Below are 17,097 nucleotides of genomic sequence, written 5' to 3' on the forward strand. Positions count from 1 at the left end.
GACGCCTTGAGCTTACAGGAGACGGTCAGGACTTGGCTCATAAGTTCATTGTACTTCATCAAAGCGCTTTCCTCCCGGCACTGACCCTACGGGTACAGTGCGGGGCTCCTGCGATTTCTAGCTGACGCGACAGAGATTTAGGGGTTTCCTTATCAATCCTCTGCAGTTGCGTTTTGCTGCAAATCTTGGGTTAGAAACGCTCAAATTACCACAGAGCAAGGGTTTCCGCCATTGTCATCACTGAGGAAATAGCCAGAATAAAAGTAGCCATTGACCCAGCGATGGGCGCTACGACAACTCGGTGAACGAACGATGTTTCCCTCTCTTTTAACTCCACGTGCAGCAGGCATACTCCTATCGGGAGCTGTCTTGGGCATCCACTGCCAGGTGGCCATGGCCGCTCCCTTCCGCGACACCTTTGGTCACTGGGCCCAAGCCTACATTGAGACCCTCTCCGCTCAAGGAGTGTTGAACGGCTTCCCCGATGGTACCTTCCGCCCCAATGAGCCGGTGACCCGCGCTCAGTTTGCCACCATTGTCAATACCGCTTTCCGCCTCCGCAATACCTCCGGTACTTTTATCGGCTTTCGGGATGTGCCCCCCACCCACTGGGCAGCCAGCGCCATCTCGACGGCAGCAGCCAACAACCTGGTGGCAGGCTTTCCCGATGGCACCTTCCGTCCTGAGCAGCCCGTTACCCGCACCGAAGCGCTGGTGGTTTTGACCAACGCCATTGGCAACACGGGAGCGATCCCAGCCGCTCAGCCCGGAGATCTCTTCAGCCGCTACCGAGATGCGGCAGCCATCCCCAATTGGGCCCTGGCACAACTTGCGGCAGCCAACCGCGCCGGGTTGATCGTCAATTATCCAGACCCGATGCTCTTGGAACCCAACCGTCCCGCCACTCGCGCCGAGGTAGCAGCCTTCACCCACCAGGCCATGCTCAGCCGGGGATCCTTGGTGGCACAAAACCCAGGGGGCTTGCCCTCCGGTTCCCAGCCGGGCTTTGACCTGCGCCTTTCCACCCTGGCGGCGGGCACCCTGATGCAAACCACCACCCCCTTCAACGAGCGCCTCTTCATTGCCCCCAACGAAACCCGGCCCATGTCTTTGATCGTCCGCAACCCGATTCGCAACGCCCAGGGGGATATTCTGGTGCCTTTTGGCTCGCGGGTGGATGGCCGCTTTGAGCCGGCCCCAGGGGGCACCCGTTTTGTGGCGGAAAGCATCATTGTCAACAACCAACTGTTCCCCTTGGCTGCCCAATCGGACATCATTCACGATGTCAAGGATCCCCGCTACACCACCACAGGCAAAATCATTCAGGATGCGGCCATCGGTGCAGCAGCAGGCGCTATTCTCGGCTTGGTAACCGGAGACAATGCCATTGCCACAGAGGAAGTGCTGGGGGCAGGGGTGGCCGGAGCGGTAATTGGCAATGTAACGGCACCACAGGTGGTGGTGCTGGATCCCAATCAGGTGATCGAGCTGCGCCTCACTCAGGATCTGGCGCTGACCCCAGCATCCCGATAAAAGCGGTGCTGGCATAGCTATCTTCCCAGCCAATCCAAAAGGGTTGTTCCCCCCAACCACAGGCCGATCAAAATGGAAGTGGTCAGCAGTCCTCCTGCTACACAGATCAGGGATCCCAAGCTGCACAGGATCCCGTCTTCTTCCAGGAGGCCAAAGGCGGTGACGAAAACCCCCATTGCCGGCAGGGTGTTGGTGCCTGGAACGGGGATGATCATGGAAATCCCCATCAAGCCGATCCAGGTGCCCAGCCAGACTTGGCCGAGCCGTGTGGTGCAAAGCTGCTTCCAACGGGGGCGGGCAATTTTTTCAATGCGCTGCAACCATGGGATCCCAGCCTGCACCCACTTTTGAAAATGCTTCCGTTCAATAGAGGTCTGCAACACCCATTTCGGCAGCCAAGGAGTGGTTCGCCCTGCCAGCATTTGTGCGGCCAGCAACAGGATGACCACGCCAAAGGGAGTGGAATAGCCGGGAGCCGGCAGAGGCAAAGCAGAAGGGAAAGAGAGCACCGCCAAAAACAAGCCAAAACTGCGCTCGCCCGCCAGTTTTAGAATGTCTTCGATGCGGATCAACCCTTCCGGGGAGGGTTCGGGTTGCTCTGGGCTCTCGGGAAGGCGGGAAAACCGGGCTAGCTCTTGAGACAGACGGGCCATAGAGGGGGCAGGGCTGGAGCGGGCAAAGTTTGGCAACGGGTGGGCACTACCTGGAGGGCCAACGATAGCCTACTGCAAATTCGATAGCCTACTGCAAATTCAAGTTGTGTTGGATATCTTGAGCAAAGGGGTGGTTTCGGAGAGGTGACATGCTCGGTGACAGGTTCAAGAGGGCCGTAAACATCAGCAGCCTTGAGCGACAGCAGAAGGCTCCGACTCAGTTCCGCAAAGGGGGGCGTGGGCTGGGATGGCTCCTGCTGCTGGGATCCCTGTTGATGGTGGGGCGCGGTGTGGCCCTGGCAGAAGCGCAGTTGGAGGTGGGCACTTCCACCACCCTGTCCCCGCAGGCAGCTCCGCCGGTGTTGCCACCCCCCCCTGTGGGAGTCCGACAAATTTCCCTGGATACCGATCCCGAACAAACTGCCGATATGCCCCTTTCCCTGATGGCCGAACAGGTGCTGGAGGCGGTGTGCGAAGCGCAAATTGATGCCCAGCGGGCCTTGGCTCTCATGCCCGACCTGAGCGAATCCCACATCCGTGCTGCCTGTCCGAAGCGGCTGATCCCCAAAAGCTGAGAGGTCGCCCCCAAGTTGGCACCGAAGATTAGCCGGAAATACATTATTGTGGCGTTATTGTGGATCCAAACCCCCGTCCTTATTGCTATTTGGGTGGCGTTGTTGGGACAGTTGCAGCCGGTGGGAGTATTGGTGGCGGCCTTTTTGCACTTTTCTTCGAGCAATCTGCATCTGTCTCACTTGAAACAATAGAGGCCATAGCACACTAAGGGATCCCTAAACCAAGCCCTGATTTAAGATCTCGCGGGAACGGGCGATGGCTGCTCTCAAGTTGGCCCGCTGGGTGTAGCGCATCGTCATGGCGGCAGTTGTATGGCCCAGCAGGTGCTGGATATGCTCAGGGGCAACGCCACGATCCAGCAGCAAGGTGGCAAAGCTGTGGCGAAACTGGTGAGGGGTTTGATGTCCCGGCTCAGGCTCGGTTAGCTTGAGCACAATATGCCGCAGGCCATCGTAGGTCAGGGGGCGCCCCCGGTAGGCCAAGCAGCGAGATTGGGAAACAAACAAGGGATCCGTCGGCGCGCACGGGCCCCGTTCTCGGCTCAGATACTGTTGCAACAGCTCGGAGAGGGGATCCCCTACTGCCACAGCGCGGGGTTTGCTCCCCTTGCCACAGCGCACTTCCAACAGGGATCCCTCGGGGCTGATTTGAAAATCTTGAACGGTTAAGTCCAACAGCTCCTGGGCCCGCAGCCCGCACTCCAGCATCAGGCGAATCAAAGCCGCGTAGCGCAGAGAATGGTTTTGGGCCCGCTGCAACACCCGCTGCAACAACAACCGATCCAGATCGCGGGGCAAACGAGCGGGTAGGCGGGCAGGTCGAATGGCTTGAGTGGGCAGGGGATCCTGAAGGTAGCCCCGTTGGCTGGCCCATTCAAAAAATTGCTGCAAGGCCAACCGCTTCAGGTTGTAGGTGGCCGAAGAGGCGGGCGGGTGGATCCGCTGGCCGGAGCGGTTGCGAAACGGACGGCCCTTCAAGCTGTTCAAAAAGGACTGGACGTGGGCAGGCTGCACCTGGGGCAGCGGCACGGGGCAAGTTTTGGCAAACTGCTCCAGAGCGATGCGATAGGTGCGGCGGCTGGCAGGGGCCAGATCCCGCTGCCGCTCCTGCAAAAATTGCGCCGCCAGATGGCTGAGGCTGGGAACAGGGCCAGTCGGCTGACTCTGGGGATGGGTCTCCTGAGCCCAGCCCGATCGAGGCTCCCTCATCCTGCCACCTCCATCCCTCTGCTAGCCCTTAACTTTATCCTCAACTTGTGGCCAGCTGCTGTCCAGAGAGGGATCCCGACCTGAGAGTCGATGGCTACTGGCCGGGCAGCAGGTGTTGGGTGATGAAATCCGTGTACACTTCGCCCCTCAAAAAAGCTTCATGGCGCAGGATCTGCTGGTGGAAAGGGATCGTGGTGGGCACCCCAGTGATGGCGCATTCCCCCAAAGCCCGCTGCATGCGGCGGATGGCTGCTGCCCGGTTAGGCCCCCAGACGATCAGCTTGCCCAACAGCGAATCGTAGTAGGGGGGAATGGTGTAGTCGGTGTAGATGTGGGAATCCATGCGCACCCCCGGCCCCCCAGGGGGCAAATAGGCACTGATCGTGCCAGCGCAAGGCCTAAACTGCTGCTTGGGATCCTCGGCGTTGATGCGGCATTCGATAGCATGGCCCCGCAACTCCACATCCTTCTGGCGAAAGGTGAGGGGTTGACCTTGGGCAATGCGAATCTGCTCGGCAATCAGATCCAGCCCGGTCACCATCTCAGTGACCGGATGCTCCACCTGGATGCGGGTATTCATCTCGATGAAGTAAAACTGGCCGTTTTTATCCAGCAAAAACTCCACCGTGCCCGCTCCCACGTAATTCACCACCTTGGCCGCTTTCACCGCCGCTGCTCCCATGCGGGCGCGCAAGCTTGCAGTCAAAGCCGGGCTGGGGGCCTCTTCCAACAGCTTTTGATGCCGCCGTTGAATGGAGCAATCCCGCTCGTACAGATGCACCACATTGCCCTGGCTATCCGCCAAGATTTGAAACTCCACATGACGGGGGCGCTCGATGAACTTCTCCAAGTAAACCCCGCCGTTGCCAAAGGCTGCTTGGGCTTCCCCCTGAGCGGTGCGCAGCATCTTCAGCAGCTCCTGGGCATCCCGCGCCACCCGCATACCCCGCCCCCCGCCACCGGCGGTGGCTTTGATGATCACGGGGTAGCCGATTTTCTCCGCCAGCTTCACTGCCTCCTCCTCAGAGGTGATCAACCCGCGGCTGCCCGGCACCGTCGGCACCCCCACCGCTTGCATGGTCTCGCGGGCCGTGGCCTTGTCGCCCATCTTGCGCATCGCCTCTGGCGAGGGGCCGATGAAGATCAAGTTGTGGTCGGCACACATCTCGGCAAATTTGGCATTCTCCGCCAAGAACCCATAGCCCGGATGAATGGCAGTGGCCCCGCGGGTGAGGGCTGCCGAGATGATGTTGGGAATGTTGAGGTAGCTTTTGGCCACCGGGGCATCTCCTACGCAAACAGCCTCGTCCGCCAGTTGGACGTGCAGGGAGTTCTGATCCGCAGTGGAGTAAACGGCCACAGTTCGGATCCCCATTTCCTGACAGGTGCGGATGATGCGCAGGGCAATCTCACCCCGGTTGGCGATCAGGATCTTGGTGATGGGCGGCATGAGGAAGGTTCAAAGCTGAAGAGGTAGCTAGACCGCTAAGGTCAGCGGTCTGTAAACGCAAGGTTAAGTTCAGGTGCTCATCCTACTATTTGACATACTCCCCGTCTTAAAGGACGGGGATGCTTTCTCAGCCAGCAGAATCGCTCCTACCGACTGAGCTACACAGGGCATGAGGCTGAAACCTCAACCCTATGGGGGATGCCATGGCCCCAACTACTGGGCCGGAGCCCAGATACTTCCTGCGGATGTTAATTGCCCCCACCCCGTCCCGATGGAACTCAAACCCACACCCACACCTGTACACACGACCTTTGGGCTTGTTTCTCTGTCCACAAACAGGACACTCCTGAGAGCTGTACCGCTCATCTTGCAGTACCACTCTCATCCCCAACCGCTCAGCTTTGTAGGTGATGAGATGCCGGACTTGACCATGCAACATCTGGTGGATCTTCTGATTCGCCTTTTTGTTGTAGTTGGCAGACATCCGGATATCCCGAAGGTCGCCAATCACAACTGTCTGCACGCCTCGCTTGTGGAGCGTGGAGACCAATCGGGTTGTCTGCTTGTGCAGAATATCCCGAATTTGATTGCGCAGCTTCTTGAGCTGCAAACGTTGAGAGCGAACTAGCCGCTTCCACCGCCGAGAGCCCCGCTTTTTGCGCGCCAGGAGTCGAGCTAGCTTGCCCTGCAGCTTGTTCTGGTAGCGCCTTTTGGAGCGCAGCAGCCTGCCATTGGCGATGTAGGTTTGTCCCCCCTCATGAGCGACTGCGGGGTGAATCTCACCCAAATCCACAGCGGCAACGTTGCTCTCTTCCCCCTCTTCTTCCGGCGGCGTATCCCCCACCTTGTAGCAAGCCCTCAGCTCATACTGCTGGCCATCCCAGCCCATCTCTACCCAAACAGGCGTATCCCAAGCCCAGTTAACAATCAGGGGCTCCTTGCCTTTCCCGTTCGACAATCGCAGCTTCCCATTGACGACTTGGATGGCTGAAGATTTCCACTGGACTTTATAGAAGTACCGACGGCGTCGAGGTGGACGGGCGTTGGGGTCGGTTTTGCGGCGTTCCCGCCAGGACTTGAGAGAGGCAAAGAAGCTTTGCACTACTGCGTCTGCACTGTGGGCATGAAGTGTATTCTCAGGGTCGTTGGGAAACCAACGCATGAATGTGGAAGGCTTTAACCACAATCCCTTCTTGCGGACGACCCGCCAAAAGTGAACGAGCACTTTTGAGTACAGCTCGCCTGCTGCCCTGCTCAACAGCTGCAGTTGCTCTGAGACGCCTAGCTTGAGCTTGCGGACAAGGTACATGCAAAGTTGCCTTTCCTGTCTAATAGCATCTTACAAAAGCCGCCCTAGAAGGGCGGGGCTTGTAACCCAGTTTTTTTGGTCAACTGGAGGGGAGGATAGAGAAGGTCAGGTGGGGATCCCACATTCAGCCCATCCAGTCGACAACCTAGGTAGGACTGAGGCTACAGGGATCCGGCTGCAGCAGAATCCCAGTGGGGGCAAACTGCGTCACCCAAAACTCTACATCCTGAAACTGGTGACGCAGGGTGTTGCGCACTTGGGCGGCCAGCTCCAGGCTGGGCATGATTCCGAAGACCGTTGGCCCCGACCCCGACATCAGGGATCCCAGGGCCCCCGCCGAGAGAAGAGCTTGGCGCAGTTCCCCTACAATCGCGTACTCCGGCAAAACCACCTGTTCCAAGTCATTGCGCAAACTCCTGGCTAACGCCGGCGGATCCTGACGGCTGAGAGCCGCCAACGCCTGCGGCAAGGTGGGCAGTGTGGGTTTGGGTAGGGCATCCCCTCCCAAGCTCCCCTGACGAGAACGAAAGGCTTGATAGGCCCAGGCAGTCGAAACCCCCAGGTGCTTGGGCTTGGCCAGCAGCACAGGGATCCCTTCCCAATCGGCCAGCGGCTCCAAAACTTCCCCGCGCCCGGTGGCCAGTTGCGTTCCCCCCTGGATACAGAAGGGAATGTCGGATCCCAAGCGGGCTGCCAAACTCTGCAACTCTCCCACCGTCAGGCCCAGCCCCCACAGTTGGTTTAACCCCACCAAAACCGCCGCCGCATCAGCCGAGCCCCCCGCCAAACCTGCTGCCACCGGAATGTGCTTTTCGATGTGAATCTCCACGCCAGCGGCAGAGTGACACTCTTTTTGCAGCAGCTCAGCGGCTTGATAGGCGAGGTTGCGGGCATCTGTGGGCACTTCTGGGCGATCGCAGGTGAGGTGGATCCCGTGAGGACGGCTCTTCAACTGCAGTCGATCCGCCAAATGAATGCTCTGCAACACCATCGCCACCTCTGAATACCCGTCAGGACGGGATCCGAGGATTTCCAGGTAGAGGTTGATCTTGGCGCGGGCAATCAGGGTACAGGCTTGCATGGGGTGAAAATCTGGGTCAGCAACAAGTCTCAACTCCCCTTAGCCTGTACAGACCTGATCAAAACACAGACTTATCCGGGGAGGTCTCCCAGCCCGATTCTAACGGCAATGGATCCCCTTTCTAGCTGCCGGAGCGCGGCCATGGCCCCAGCCACTCTCCACCGCGAAAGCGCCAGCGGGGAAACAAAATGCGCATCACCACCCAAGCGCTGAGGTAAAGGCAAACCCAGACCACACTGTAGTGGAGAATAAAATCTCCCAAATCAAACCGTTGGGTTGGGATATAAGGAAGACCCACCACCTTCAAGACTGTACCCAAAAAAAGCCCTTCCCAAATGCCGGCCAAAAGCTGAAGGATCCCAGGCCAATCGTGATCCCACATCCACCCCATCAGATAGTTATAAACAACATCCCAAACACAGCCAAACAGACCCACGTAGAGCAATACCCAAAAATAGGTGAGGCTGCCGCCATGTCCGGTGAGCCCAAAATAAAAGGGTAAACTTGCCAAAACACCAACGGTGGCCAATAAGAAAACCCGAGTTTGCCAGCGGCCAATCAAGGTCGGAGTCATTTTTTCCTCCCGCAGTTTTGCCAATCGAGATCATCAGGATCCGTGTCGCTCCCAGTCTGTTTGAGGGAACCTTCTGGCCCTCACCCCCAACCCTTCCCCCTTTGGTATAGAAGAGTTGGGGATCAACGCAACACCCCTTTCACCAGGTTCAACGGGATGGGGAATAGCCATGATGTGTCGCCAACAATAGCGTTGATAACCATAAACATCCGGCAAAATCCAGGAGCGTTGCCCAATGTCGGCAAGCTAGGGGCTGATGTTTAGGGCCCACTTGCACCATTGCCACAGGGATCGGATCCCTTCTAAGCCTTTGACCCCCGGTGCCCGCAGTCGAGCCAGGTGTTCCACCGAGCGATGGGCACAGTACTGTAAACCCAAAAACGTATCCACCGGCGCATAGGGCCCGCCCAAGGTGATGATCCCAGCGGCGTACATTCGCCCATCCCGGTTGCGCATCTCCACCAGCTCAAAGTCGTTGGAGACATGCAAGCGCCCGTGAGGATTGAGGGGCAGGTTGTAGTGGGTAATTAGATCGTTGAGGAGAGGATTGGTCATGGGATCCGAAACCAAACCCGTACAGTCGATAACGAAATCGGCCTCCACCTTTAATTGCGTGTTGTTGTGGGTACCTCGAATGTAGGTTACCGGCTTACCCTTGTCGCCGGGAACCACCGACTCCACCTTGCCGAACACAATCGAGTACCAGCCCTCTCGCAACCCTTGCCGCACGATCCGCCGCCATTTCCGCCGACTTGCTGTCGTGGTGCCGCCCCAAGCTTCCAGCAGTTCGCGCCGTTCCAGGGGGGTCGCCGCTTCCAATTTGGCACGCAGAACTCCTCCCCAAGTGCCCTTGGGCCAGTTGAAGGGCTGAAACTCCCAATGGTTATCCACTGCCCGTTTGGCTCGTCCGAAGCGATTACCGCTTTTGGGCGCACGGCTCAGATGCACCACCGAGATGCGGGGGTTGACTTTGCGGGCTTCGTAAAGGCGTTCCATCACCTGAGAGGCGACGATCCCAAATCCCCGAATTAGGACGGTGCCACCTTGTTTCTCCAACTGCTCATAAACGTGATCATGAGGCTCATAGCCGTGTACCACCGATCTCAAATCTCCTGTTTTTTCGCGAAACTCCTGCAGGTCGTTGAGCAACTTGATGGCCGGATATCCAGTTGCCAAATGGAGATACTTGGCCACCATAAAACGGTGATCCGTATGGCCGGGCCGCGTTGCCGAATAGGCCACCACATATCGCCCATCCTCCGTCTTGCGAATGGCGCGAATATGGCCGTAACACAGCATTTGCTCCCAACCAATTCGGGCTGCCTCCCGATCCATTGAGGCAAATACATCCCCCGCCCGCGGCGTATAGGTATCTGCCAACAAGGGCTCACTAAATACCTGCCACAAAAAGCCGAATGCTTCCAACAATCGGCCGGAGAAAAAGGAACGCCAAGCATCCCGCAGAGCATAGCCAGGCCAGCCCCAAATGTTGTCTGGACAAGAATCGGAGCCAGAGCGAATTCGCTTCCAGCGGGGGATCTGGCAGTTGGTCAAAAGCCGTTCATACCGTTCGTAGGGTTTACGGGCAATGCTGATGACGCGAATGTGCTCCGGTCTGACCCCGTAAATGCGCAGGGTATCCACCCACACAAAGCTGCCGATACCGCCGCCCAAGGCCAAATAGAGGGTCTCTTCCACAGGTAGTCCGGTGGCTTTGAGGGCGCTCAGGGCAATTTGCTCGGCTCGAAACAAATCCGGCGGGGGAAAATCCGAGCCAGCCCGCACTTCAGGAAGCTGCTCTGGGGCAAAAACCACCGTGGAAGCCGGGGGAACCTCAAATGCGGTGTCGGGTTGGGTGGCCGGGCGAATCAGTTCGGTGCGCGGCTCCAGCAAAAGAGTAGGGGTGGCGGTCAGAAGGGTGGCATTGGGATCCCTGGGGGACACCAAACCCACGGTGATGCTGTAGGGGCCAAGCTCCACCACTTCTCCCCCCTGGAGCACCCGGCGTGCCTGACGGATTTTTTCCCCATTGATGCGGCTGCCGTTGGCACTGCGATCTTCATAGATGACCTGGCCATCCTCACCGAGATAGACGAGGGCGTGATAACGGGAGATCTCCTGGCTGGCAAACACAGCCCGCGCCACTTCTCGACCTTGCCATTCCTGTGGCAATTGGGCCAGCTCCCTGCCCAAGGCAAGAGGCAATGGAAAAATCAGCTCCTGCTGTTCTTCGGTGATGGGATCTTCCCAGCTCAGTTGAATTTGCATAGCTTCTGCTCACCTTTACAAAGATCATGAAGAGGCCATTGAGAAAACACAGAACAGCGCGACCTCACAGGTCACTTTTGGTTTGCCCGGGATCCCTTTTTTCTATCCCCCACGGACTTGGATCAGCCACTGGGATCTGTAAGAAGAATTAAGAAGAATAGAAAGGGTTGGTCCTCTAGAGAGGAGGTTGTGGGGCTTTGCCAGCTTCTGGAGGAGGGATCACCAAGGTAGCGCTCAAAACCAAATGCCCACAGTAGGGACAATTCTGGCCCTGATATTCTGGGGGCAGGTAGTGAGGGTTTTCCAGGCGGCTGCACTTAACCTTGAGGGTGTCCAAAGTGCCGCGGCTGAGGGGAACCCCCTGATTCTTCCTGGCAACTTCTATGGACTTCACGCTCAGCACAACGCGCCCCAATTGAATTTGGCTATTGGCCTCAAGCGCAAGCTCTTCCTGAATTATTTTTCGGCCATTCACCCAGACGGGGTTGGGCTGCTTAGGAGGCAAACGATCCCGAGTTAAGTTGCGAATGTGAAAGTTTAAGGTTTTGGGATCAAAATAAAGCCCGGCGTGAACTCCTGAGACCGAGCGAGTTGGGTCATTGAGCACCACATCACAGCTGGGATCCCGTCCAATGGTAACCAGCTTAGAGGGGACAGGCGAAACCGTTTGCGATCGGCGCCGGTCGGCCTCGGTCCATTCTAAAGTGAGTTGACACACAATCCCATTCTCCACCGTTCAGCGCCTCCATTCCCTAGATCGGCTTCAGCATATCCAAAGGTCAGCTTGGGGAAAGCAGAAGATGTCTTTTTCGTCAAAATTGTTATCTTTTTGGATAACTATAACCTACTCCCCTGACCAAAGGCTTGCGCTGATCCGGATCACCTGAGTTGGGATCTCCGAGTTACATTCCTGCTGGAGACCGTGCCCAAACGCTCCGCGCCGCTTCCGCGACCACCCTCAGCTCCTCTTCCAGAGGGAGAGGGGAGCCAGACGGAAAGGTTTCATTCATGATGTTTAGACCATGATGTTTAGAGTGACTACATACTCGACTTTATCCCCACCCGATTTGAAGCAACAAAACTCGATCTCCTCAGGAACGGCGAGGCCGTTCAAGTTTGACCGAGGTGGCCTGATCCCTTGGCCGGAAGCCTCAGAAATCCACCTGAGAGATAGGGCCTAGAGTGAGTTTTGAGTTTCTGGGGATCCTGCAAGACTAGTATCCTCTGTGTCTTTATCCAAACCGTTTTCAAAGCACTCCGGTAAATGGGAAACTGCCGCTGCCCAGCCGCTCCTGCCGATCGAACACACTGATGGTGAGCTGATGGGATCCCGTTTGAGTGAGGGTAAAGCGATTCTGGGTCAGGGTCAGCCCTGTAACGGTGCAGGTGGTCGCCCCAACGAAGCAGCCGGGCAACTGAGCGGCATCAAAAGCTCCCAGGGTTACGAAATTGCCCAGTGGGGTGGTGACGGAAGCCAAAAAGGCGTTGGAACCCCGGATCCCGGCAGGGGCCTCTACCCGAAAAGACACCACAAAGGTTGGAGTTTGCCCCACCAAGACGGTGCGCGGGGAGAGATCGGTAATGGTGAGGGATGGAGCAGGTATGGGAGGCGGCAGGGGCAGAAGGTCGCTGCTGCCGGTCGTGCCCCCACACCCCACCAGAACACTGCTCAGCAGCACCAGCAATGGGATCCGTTCATGTATCCGCTGCATCATCTCTTCTCCATCCCCAAAAGATCCCAAAGGAGTCTCAAAAGACCTTCTTTCTTGAGCTTATTGTCTAGAGTTTGTCTCCACCAAGCCAGCGGGCGGAAAGGAGAGAACCTGGCGAGAAGCAGCCTGGGATCCTTCGCTTATTCCCCTTGCAAAAGGTTTTGGCAAGCTGTGGCAATGGCCCAGTCCTCTTGGGCTGAGATCACCAGAACCCGCACCGGAGCATCCGAAGTGCTGATATCGCAGTTGCGGGGGGATCCGGCATTCAAAACCGGGTCGATCTGGATCCCTAAAAAACCCAGATCTGCACAGGTTGCTGCCCGCACCGGCGCCGAGTTTTCCCCAATCCCCCCAGAGAACACCAGCGCATCCAGCCGATCCAAGCTCATGAGCATTGCCCCAATCTGGCTGCGCAGACGGTGGACAAACAGCTCAAAAGCCAGCTCCGCCCGGGCATGGCCTGCCTCCATTGCCTCCAACACAACCCGCATATCGCTGCTCAGGCCGGAAACGCCCTTCAACCCCGATTCTCGGTTCAAGATCCGATCCAGTTCATCCACACTCATGCCCTGGCGCAACTGATGGATCAAAATGCCCGGATCCACTGACCCCGACCGGGATCCCATCATCAAGCCCTCCAGGGGGGTGTAGCCCATGGTGGTGTCCACACTTCTGCCCCCGCGAATGGCCGCCAACGAGCAGCCGTTGCCCAGGTGACAAGTGATCAGCCGCAACTCTTCCAGGGGTCGGTTCAAGATCTCGGCAGCGCGACGGGCGCAATGCTCGTGGTTAATGCCATGAAACCCGTAGCGGCGGATCCCTTGTTCAGCCCAAGCGTAGGGAAGGGGGTAAAGGGCTGCGGCCAGAGGCATTTGCTGGTGGAAGGCGGTGTCGAAAACGGCCACCTGAGGGATCCCCGGCAACAGTTGCCTTAGCAGACGGATGCCAGCCAGCGCAGCAGGGTTGTGGGCTGGGGCCAAGGGGATCAATTGCTCAATCGCCCTCTCCACCTCTGGCGTAATTAAGGTGGGCTGCCGGTACAGGGATCCCCCATGCACCACCCGATGGCCGACGCCGCCGATCTCAGCCGCCTGCGGGAGCAGGGATCCCTCCCCTTGCCAGAGGCTTTGAAACAGCGGGGCCAGTTGGCCGATCCCTCCCTCAGGTGAAGCGGAGGGAAAAGATTCCCACCCACCGCCTCGCCGACGAGTCTGGATGAGGGCCTCCCCCGGCTTGTAGGTGAAATCCACCTGGGCTTGCCAGATGGGCGTGGCCTCCACCCTTCCCTCAACCGTCAGAAATAGGGAGGATTTGAGGCTGCTGGAACCGGCATTGACGACCAGAATATTCACAGCGTGTCTTCGTTGGCCTTCGCACTGCTGGGCTTAAGGCCTATAGCCCGCTTGCTTGAACAGAGCGGTTGACTACCCTGCCGCTAAGGATGACCATAGCATTAAAGCCCTCCTGCAGCTTCCTGAGGCCAAGGCGAACTGCGTAGCGGTAGGACGGAGCTTTAGACCCAATTTTTTGGGTAATCTTTTCCCCTACTTCTGTTGCCCTCCATCCCACTGGACTAACGCTGCTTATGCCCAGAGTCATCGTCACAGATCCCATCGATCAGGCGGGGATCGACATTCTCTCCCAAGTCGCTCAGGTGGATGTGCAAACTCAGCTCACCCCAGAGCAGTTGATCGCGGTCATCCCCAACTACGATGCCATCATGGTGCGCTCCGGTACACGGGTTACCCGAGAGGTAATCGAGGCGGGGACGAACTTAAAAATCATCGGGCGGGCGGGCGTTGGCGTTGACAACATCGATGTGCCCGCCGCAACCAAAGCCGGGATCCTGGTGGTCAACTCCCCAGAGGGCAACACCATTGCCGCTGCCGAGCACGCCATTGCCTTAATGATGGCCCTCTCCCGCCACATACCTGATGCCAATGCCTCTCTGAAATCGGGCCTGTGGAATCGGCAAGAGTTTGTCGGCGTAGAAGTCTACAAAAAAACGCTGGGGATTGTCGGATTGGGTCGGATTGGATCCCATGTGGCCCAGATTGCCAAGGCGATGGGGATGAAGCTGCTGGCCTATGACCCCTATCTATCCGTGGAGCGGGCCGAGCAACTGGGGGTACGCCTGGTGGACTTCACAACTTTGGTCCAGGAATCCGACTACATCACCTTGCACATTCCCAAAACCCCTGAAACCACCAACCTGTTCAACGCCGAAACCTTTCGCATGATGAAGCCGACCGCTCGCCTGATCAACTGCGCCCGTGGCGGTTTGGTGGATGAACAAGCCCTGTACGAAGCCCTGAAATCCGGTCAAATTGCCGGAGCGGCTTTGGATGTATTTGCCAACGAGCCCCTGAAGGACTCCCCGCTGTTTTCCCTGGGCAAAGAAGTCCTGCTCACTCCCCACTTGGGGGCCTCCACCGAAGAAGCCCAAGTGAATGTGGCCATTGATGTGGCCGAGCAGATCCGCGATGTGTTGCTGGGGCTGCCGGCCCGCTCTGCCGTGAACATCCCCGGCCTACAGGCAGAGGTGCTGCAAAACCTCAGACCCTACCTGGACTTGGCCGAAACCCTAGGCAACTTGGTTGGCCAATTGGCGGGGGATCGCGTCAACCAGTTGGAGATCCGCCTGCAGGGAGATCTGGCGGAAAAAGATGGGCAGCCGATCGTCATTGCCGCTCTCAAAGGGCTTTTGACGCTGGCGCTGCGGGAGCGGGTCAACTACGTCAACGCCTCCATTGAGGCCAAAGAACGGGGCATTCGGGTGGTGGAAACTCGAGATCCCTCCTTGAAAGATTATTCCGGATCCCTGACGTTGATTGCCCACGGCCCCAATGGGATCCGCTCGGTTTCGGGGGCGTTGATTGGGGAGCGAGAGGTGCGGATTACCCAGATCGACGAGTTCCCGGTGAATGTGCCCCCTTCCGCCAACATGCTGATGACCCTGCACCGGGATATGCCGGGAATCATCGGACGGATTGGCACCCTGCTGGGAGCCTACAATGTCAACATCGCCAGCATGCAGGTGGGGCGCAAGATCATCCGCGGCGATGCAGTCATGGTGCTCAGCTTGGACGATCCCCTGCCGGATGGGATCCTGGAAGAGGTGCTCAAGCAGCCGGGCATCCGCGACGCTTTTGTAGTGAACCTCTAGAATTGTTGATCCCTAGAAAAAATCCCAAATCTCACCTACCCTGGCAAGACGGAGTCTTTGCTTGAACCAGAGCAACTTGTCCCTAACCCTGTCCCAGATCCCAGACTGGGATTGGCCGGCCTTTCTGGAGTCCCTGGGCCATTTTGGTGTGGATCTCAGTCTGGAACGCATGCAAGTCTTGCTGCAGCGTCTAGGACAGCCCCAAGCTGGGATCCCGGCCATCCACGTAGCCGGCACCAACGGCAAAGGATCTGTCTGTGCCTGGGTCAGCCACGTGTTGTGGGCGGCAGGCTATCGTGTGGGCCGCTACACCTCTCCCCATTTGGTGGACTGGCGGGAACGGATTTGGCTGAACGGGGAATACATTTCCGCCAACGACTGGAGCCAAGCGCTGGCCCAGGTGCGAGACTGCCTACAAACCTATGCCCCTGACGAGGCTTCTCCCACCCAGTTTGAGGTTATCACCGCTGCCGCTTGGCTGTACTTCCGCCGGCAAAAGGTGGATGTGGCAGTGATAGAAGTGGGCCTGGGGGGGCGGCTGGATGCTACCAATGCTGGGATCGAGCCGGTGGTAACGGCTATCACCTCCATCGGCTGGGATCATTGGCAGCGCTTGGGCAACAGCCTTCCCCAAATTGCCTCTGAAAAGGCGGGTATTCTCAAGCCAGGGATCCCGGCAGTGTGCGCACCCCAAACCCCAGAGGTCACAGCAGTTATCCGAGCCAAGGCAGAGCAATTGCGAAGCCCCCTGAAGATGGTCGAACCTCTGCGATGGTCAGAGCCTCAAACCGTCCACTGGCGAGGGCAGCTCCTCACCTTGCCCCTCAGCGGCGATGTACAACTCACCAATGCAGCAGTAGCCCTTGCCGTTGTGGAAACCCTACAGCAACAGGGCTGGCGGATCCCTGATGCCACTGTAGAAAAAGGATTTGCCATCACCCGTTGGCCGGGGCGCCTACAGCGGGTGCAGATTGGATCCCGTCAGTTGCTGATGGACGGAGCCCACAACTTGCCCGCTGCCCAGGCTCTCCGTCGCTATCTGGATGAGCATCAACCCGGCCCCCTCACCTGGTATATGGGCATCCTCACCACCAAAGATGTCCAGGGCATTCTCAGCACCCTGCTGCGGCCGGGAGATTGCTTTTTTGCCCTGCCAATTGCCGGCCACTCTGGGACGGATCCCGAGCAACTTGCTCAGCTAGCCCAGACCCTGCAGCCTCATCTCGCCTCGGCACGGGCACTGCCCAATCTCTCCGCTTTTCGGGCTCAGTTGCTCAAGCCGAAAAACCTCACTGAGCCACCAGCTGTAATCTGCGGATCCCTGTACCTATTGGGCCAGGTGATGCAGGAATATTTGGGATGGGATCTAGCCTGTTGAACTGACAGGTGAAACCTTATGCAAAACCTGAGCTCCTCTCCTATAAAGAGAGAGGAGCTATGAACAAAAACTAGCTCTCAACTACTATCACTTGATCAAGATACTCCCCTACTGATTGGGTTAGGGTGGTGGGCCTGGCACCGAGCTAGGTTGCCAGCAGGTCGCCCTGCCAGTAGGTTCGCCGCTGAT

The 17,097-nt window shown here is 57.9% G+C and carries 14 protein-coding genes; 4 read left to right on the top strand and 10 right to left on the bottom strand.

Annotation, left to right across the window (positions count from 1 at the left end):
- The first annotated feature begins 312 nt into the window (after nt 1-312).
- Nucleotides 313-1,533 carry an S-layer homology domain-containing protein gene (locus tag NW834_RS09990; protein ID WP_414419745.1) on the top strand — a complete coding sequence of 407 codons (1,221 nt, stop codon included), beginning with the start codon at nt 313-315 and terminating at the stop codon, nt 1,531-1,533.
- A gap of 17 nt (nt 1,534-1,550) precedes the next feature.
- On the opposite strand, the gene NW834_RS09995 is transcribed toward NW834_RS09990, so the two are convergent.
- A complete protein-coding gene (locus NW834_RS09995) occupies nt 1,551-2,222 on the bottom strand; it encodes an exopolysaccharide biosynthesis protein (RefSeq protein ID WP_238376955.1) in 672 nt (223 codons plus the stop codon).
- 113 nt (nt 2,223-2,335) lie between these two features.
- On the opposite strand from NW834_RS09995, the gene NW834_RS10000 reads away from it, so the two are divergent.
- Nucleotides 2,336-2,761, top strand: a complete 426-nt coding sequence (locus NW834_RS10000) for a hypothetical protein (protein WP_011433014.1) — start codon at nt 2,336-2,338, stop codon at nt 2,759-2,761.
- 216 nt (nt 2,762-2,977) lie between these two features.
- On the opposite strand, the gene NW834_RS10005 is transcribed toward NW834_RS10000, so the two are convergent.
- From NW834_RS10005 to NW834_RS10045, 9 genes are all read right to left on the bottom strand, one after another.
- Nucleotides 2,978-3,970 carry a tyrosine-type recombinase/integrase gene (locus NW834_RS10005; RefSeq protein WP_414419744.1) on the bottom strand — a complete coding sequence of 331 codons (993 nt, stop codon included), beginning with the start codon at nt 3,968-3,970 and terminating at the stop codon, nt 2,978-2,980.
- 94 nt (nt 3,971-4,064) lie between these two features.
- Nucleotides 4,065-5,420, bottom strand: a complete 1,356-nt coding sequence (gene accC, locus NW834_RS10010) for an acetyl-CoA carboxylase biotin carboxylase subunit (protein ID WP_011433007.1) — start codon at nt 5,418-5,420, stop codon at nt 4,065-4,067.
- A gap of 127 nt (nt 5,421-5,547) precedes the next feature.
- Nucleotides 5,548-6,729 (bottom strand): RNA-guided endonuclease InsQ/TnpB family protein, encoded by a 1,182-nt coding sequence (locus NW834_RS10015; protein ID WP_414419743.1) that lies wholly within the window; start codon nt 6,727-6,729, stop codon nt 5,548-5,550.
- Between the two features lie 145 nt (nt 6,730-6,874).
- Nucleotides 6,875-7,810, bottom strand: a complete 936-nt coding sequence (ispE, locus tag NW834_RS10020) for a 4-(cytidine 5'-diphospho)-2-C-methyl-D-erythritol kinase (protein ID WP_414419746.1) — start codon at nt 7,808-7,810, stop codon at nt 6,875-6,877.
- Between the two features lie 121 nt (nt 7,811-7,931).
- Complete coding sequence (locus tag NW834_RS10025) at nt 7,932-8,384, bottom strand: hypothetical protein (RefSeq protein WP_414419742.1); 453 nt, start codon at nt 8,382-8,384, stop codon at nt 7,932-7,934.
- 246 nt (nt 8,385-8,630) lie between these two features.
- Nucleotides 8,631-10,652, bottom strand: coding sequence for an FHA domain-containing protein (locus NW834_RS10030; protein WP_414351294.1), 2,022 nt, complete (start codon nt 10,650-10,652; stop codon nt 8,631-8,633).
- Nucleotides 10,653-10,827: 175 nt separating this feature from the next.
- Nucleotides 10,828-11,370, bottom strand: a complete 543-nt coding sequence (locus NW834_RS10035; protein ID WP_414419741.1) for an FHA domain-containing protein — start codon at nt 11,368-11,370, stop codon at nt 10,828-10,830.
- 529 nt (nt 11,371-11,899) lie between these two features.
- Complete coding sequence (locus NW834_RS10040; protein WP_414419740.1) at nt 11,900-12,367, bottom strand: hypothetical protein; 468 nt, start codon at nt 12,365-12,367, stop codon at nt 11,900-11,902.
- 137 nt (nt 12,368-12,504) lie between these two features.
- Entirely contained in the window at nt 12,505-13,716 is a 1,212-nt protein-coding gene (locus NW834_RS10045) for an acetate kinase (RefSeq protein WP_414382804.1), read from the bottom strand.
- Between the two features lie 233 nt (nt 13,717-13,949).
- Here NW834_RS10045 and serA point away from each other — a divergent pair, with 233 nt between their 5' ends.
- Both serA and NW834_RS10055 read left to right on the top strand, forming a co-directional pair.
- Nucleotides 13,950-15,530, top strand: a complete 1,581-nt coding sequence (gene serA, locus NW834_RS10050) for a phosphoglycerate dehydrogenase (protein ID WP_011433001.1) — start codon at nt 13,950-13,952, stop codon at nt 15,528-15,530.
- 61 nt (nt 15,531-15,591) lie between these two features.
- Nucleotides 15,592-16,908, top strand: coding sequence for a bifunctional folylpolyglutamate synthase/dihydrofolate synthase (locus tag NW834_RS10055; protein WP_414419739.1), 1,317 nt, complete (start codon nt 15,592-15,594; stop codon nt 16,906-16,908).
- The last annotated feature ends 189 nt before the right edge of the window (nt 16,909-17,097 follow it).

The sequence above is a fragment of the Synechococcus sp. R60.1 genome (assembly GCF_047461835.1).
In the GTDB taxonomy this organism is placed as follows: Bacteria; Cyanobacteriota; Cyanobacteriia; order Thermostichales; family Thermostichaceae; genus Thermostichus.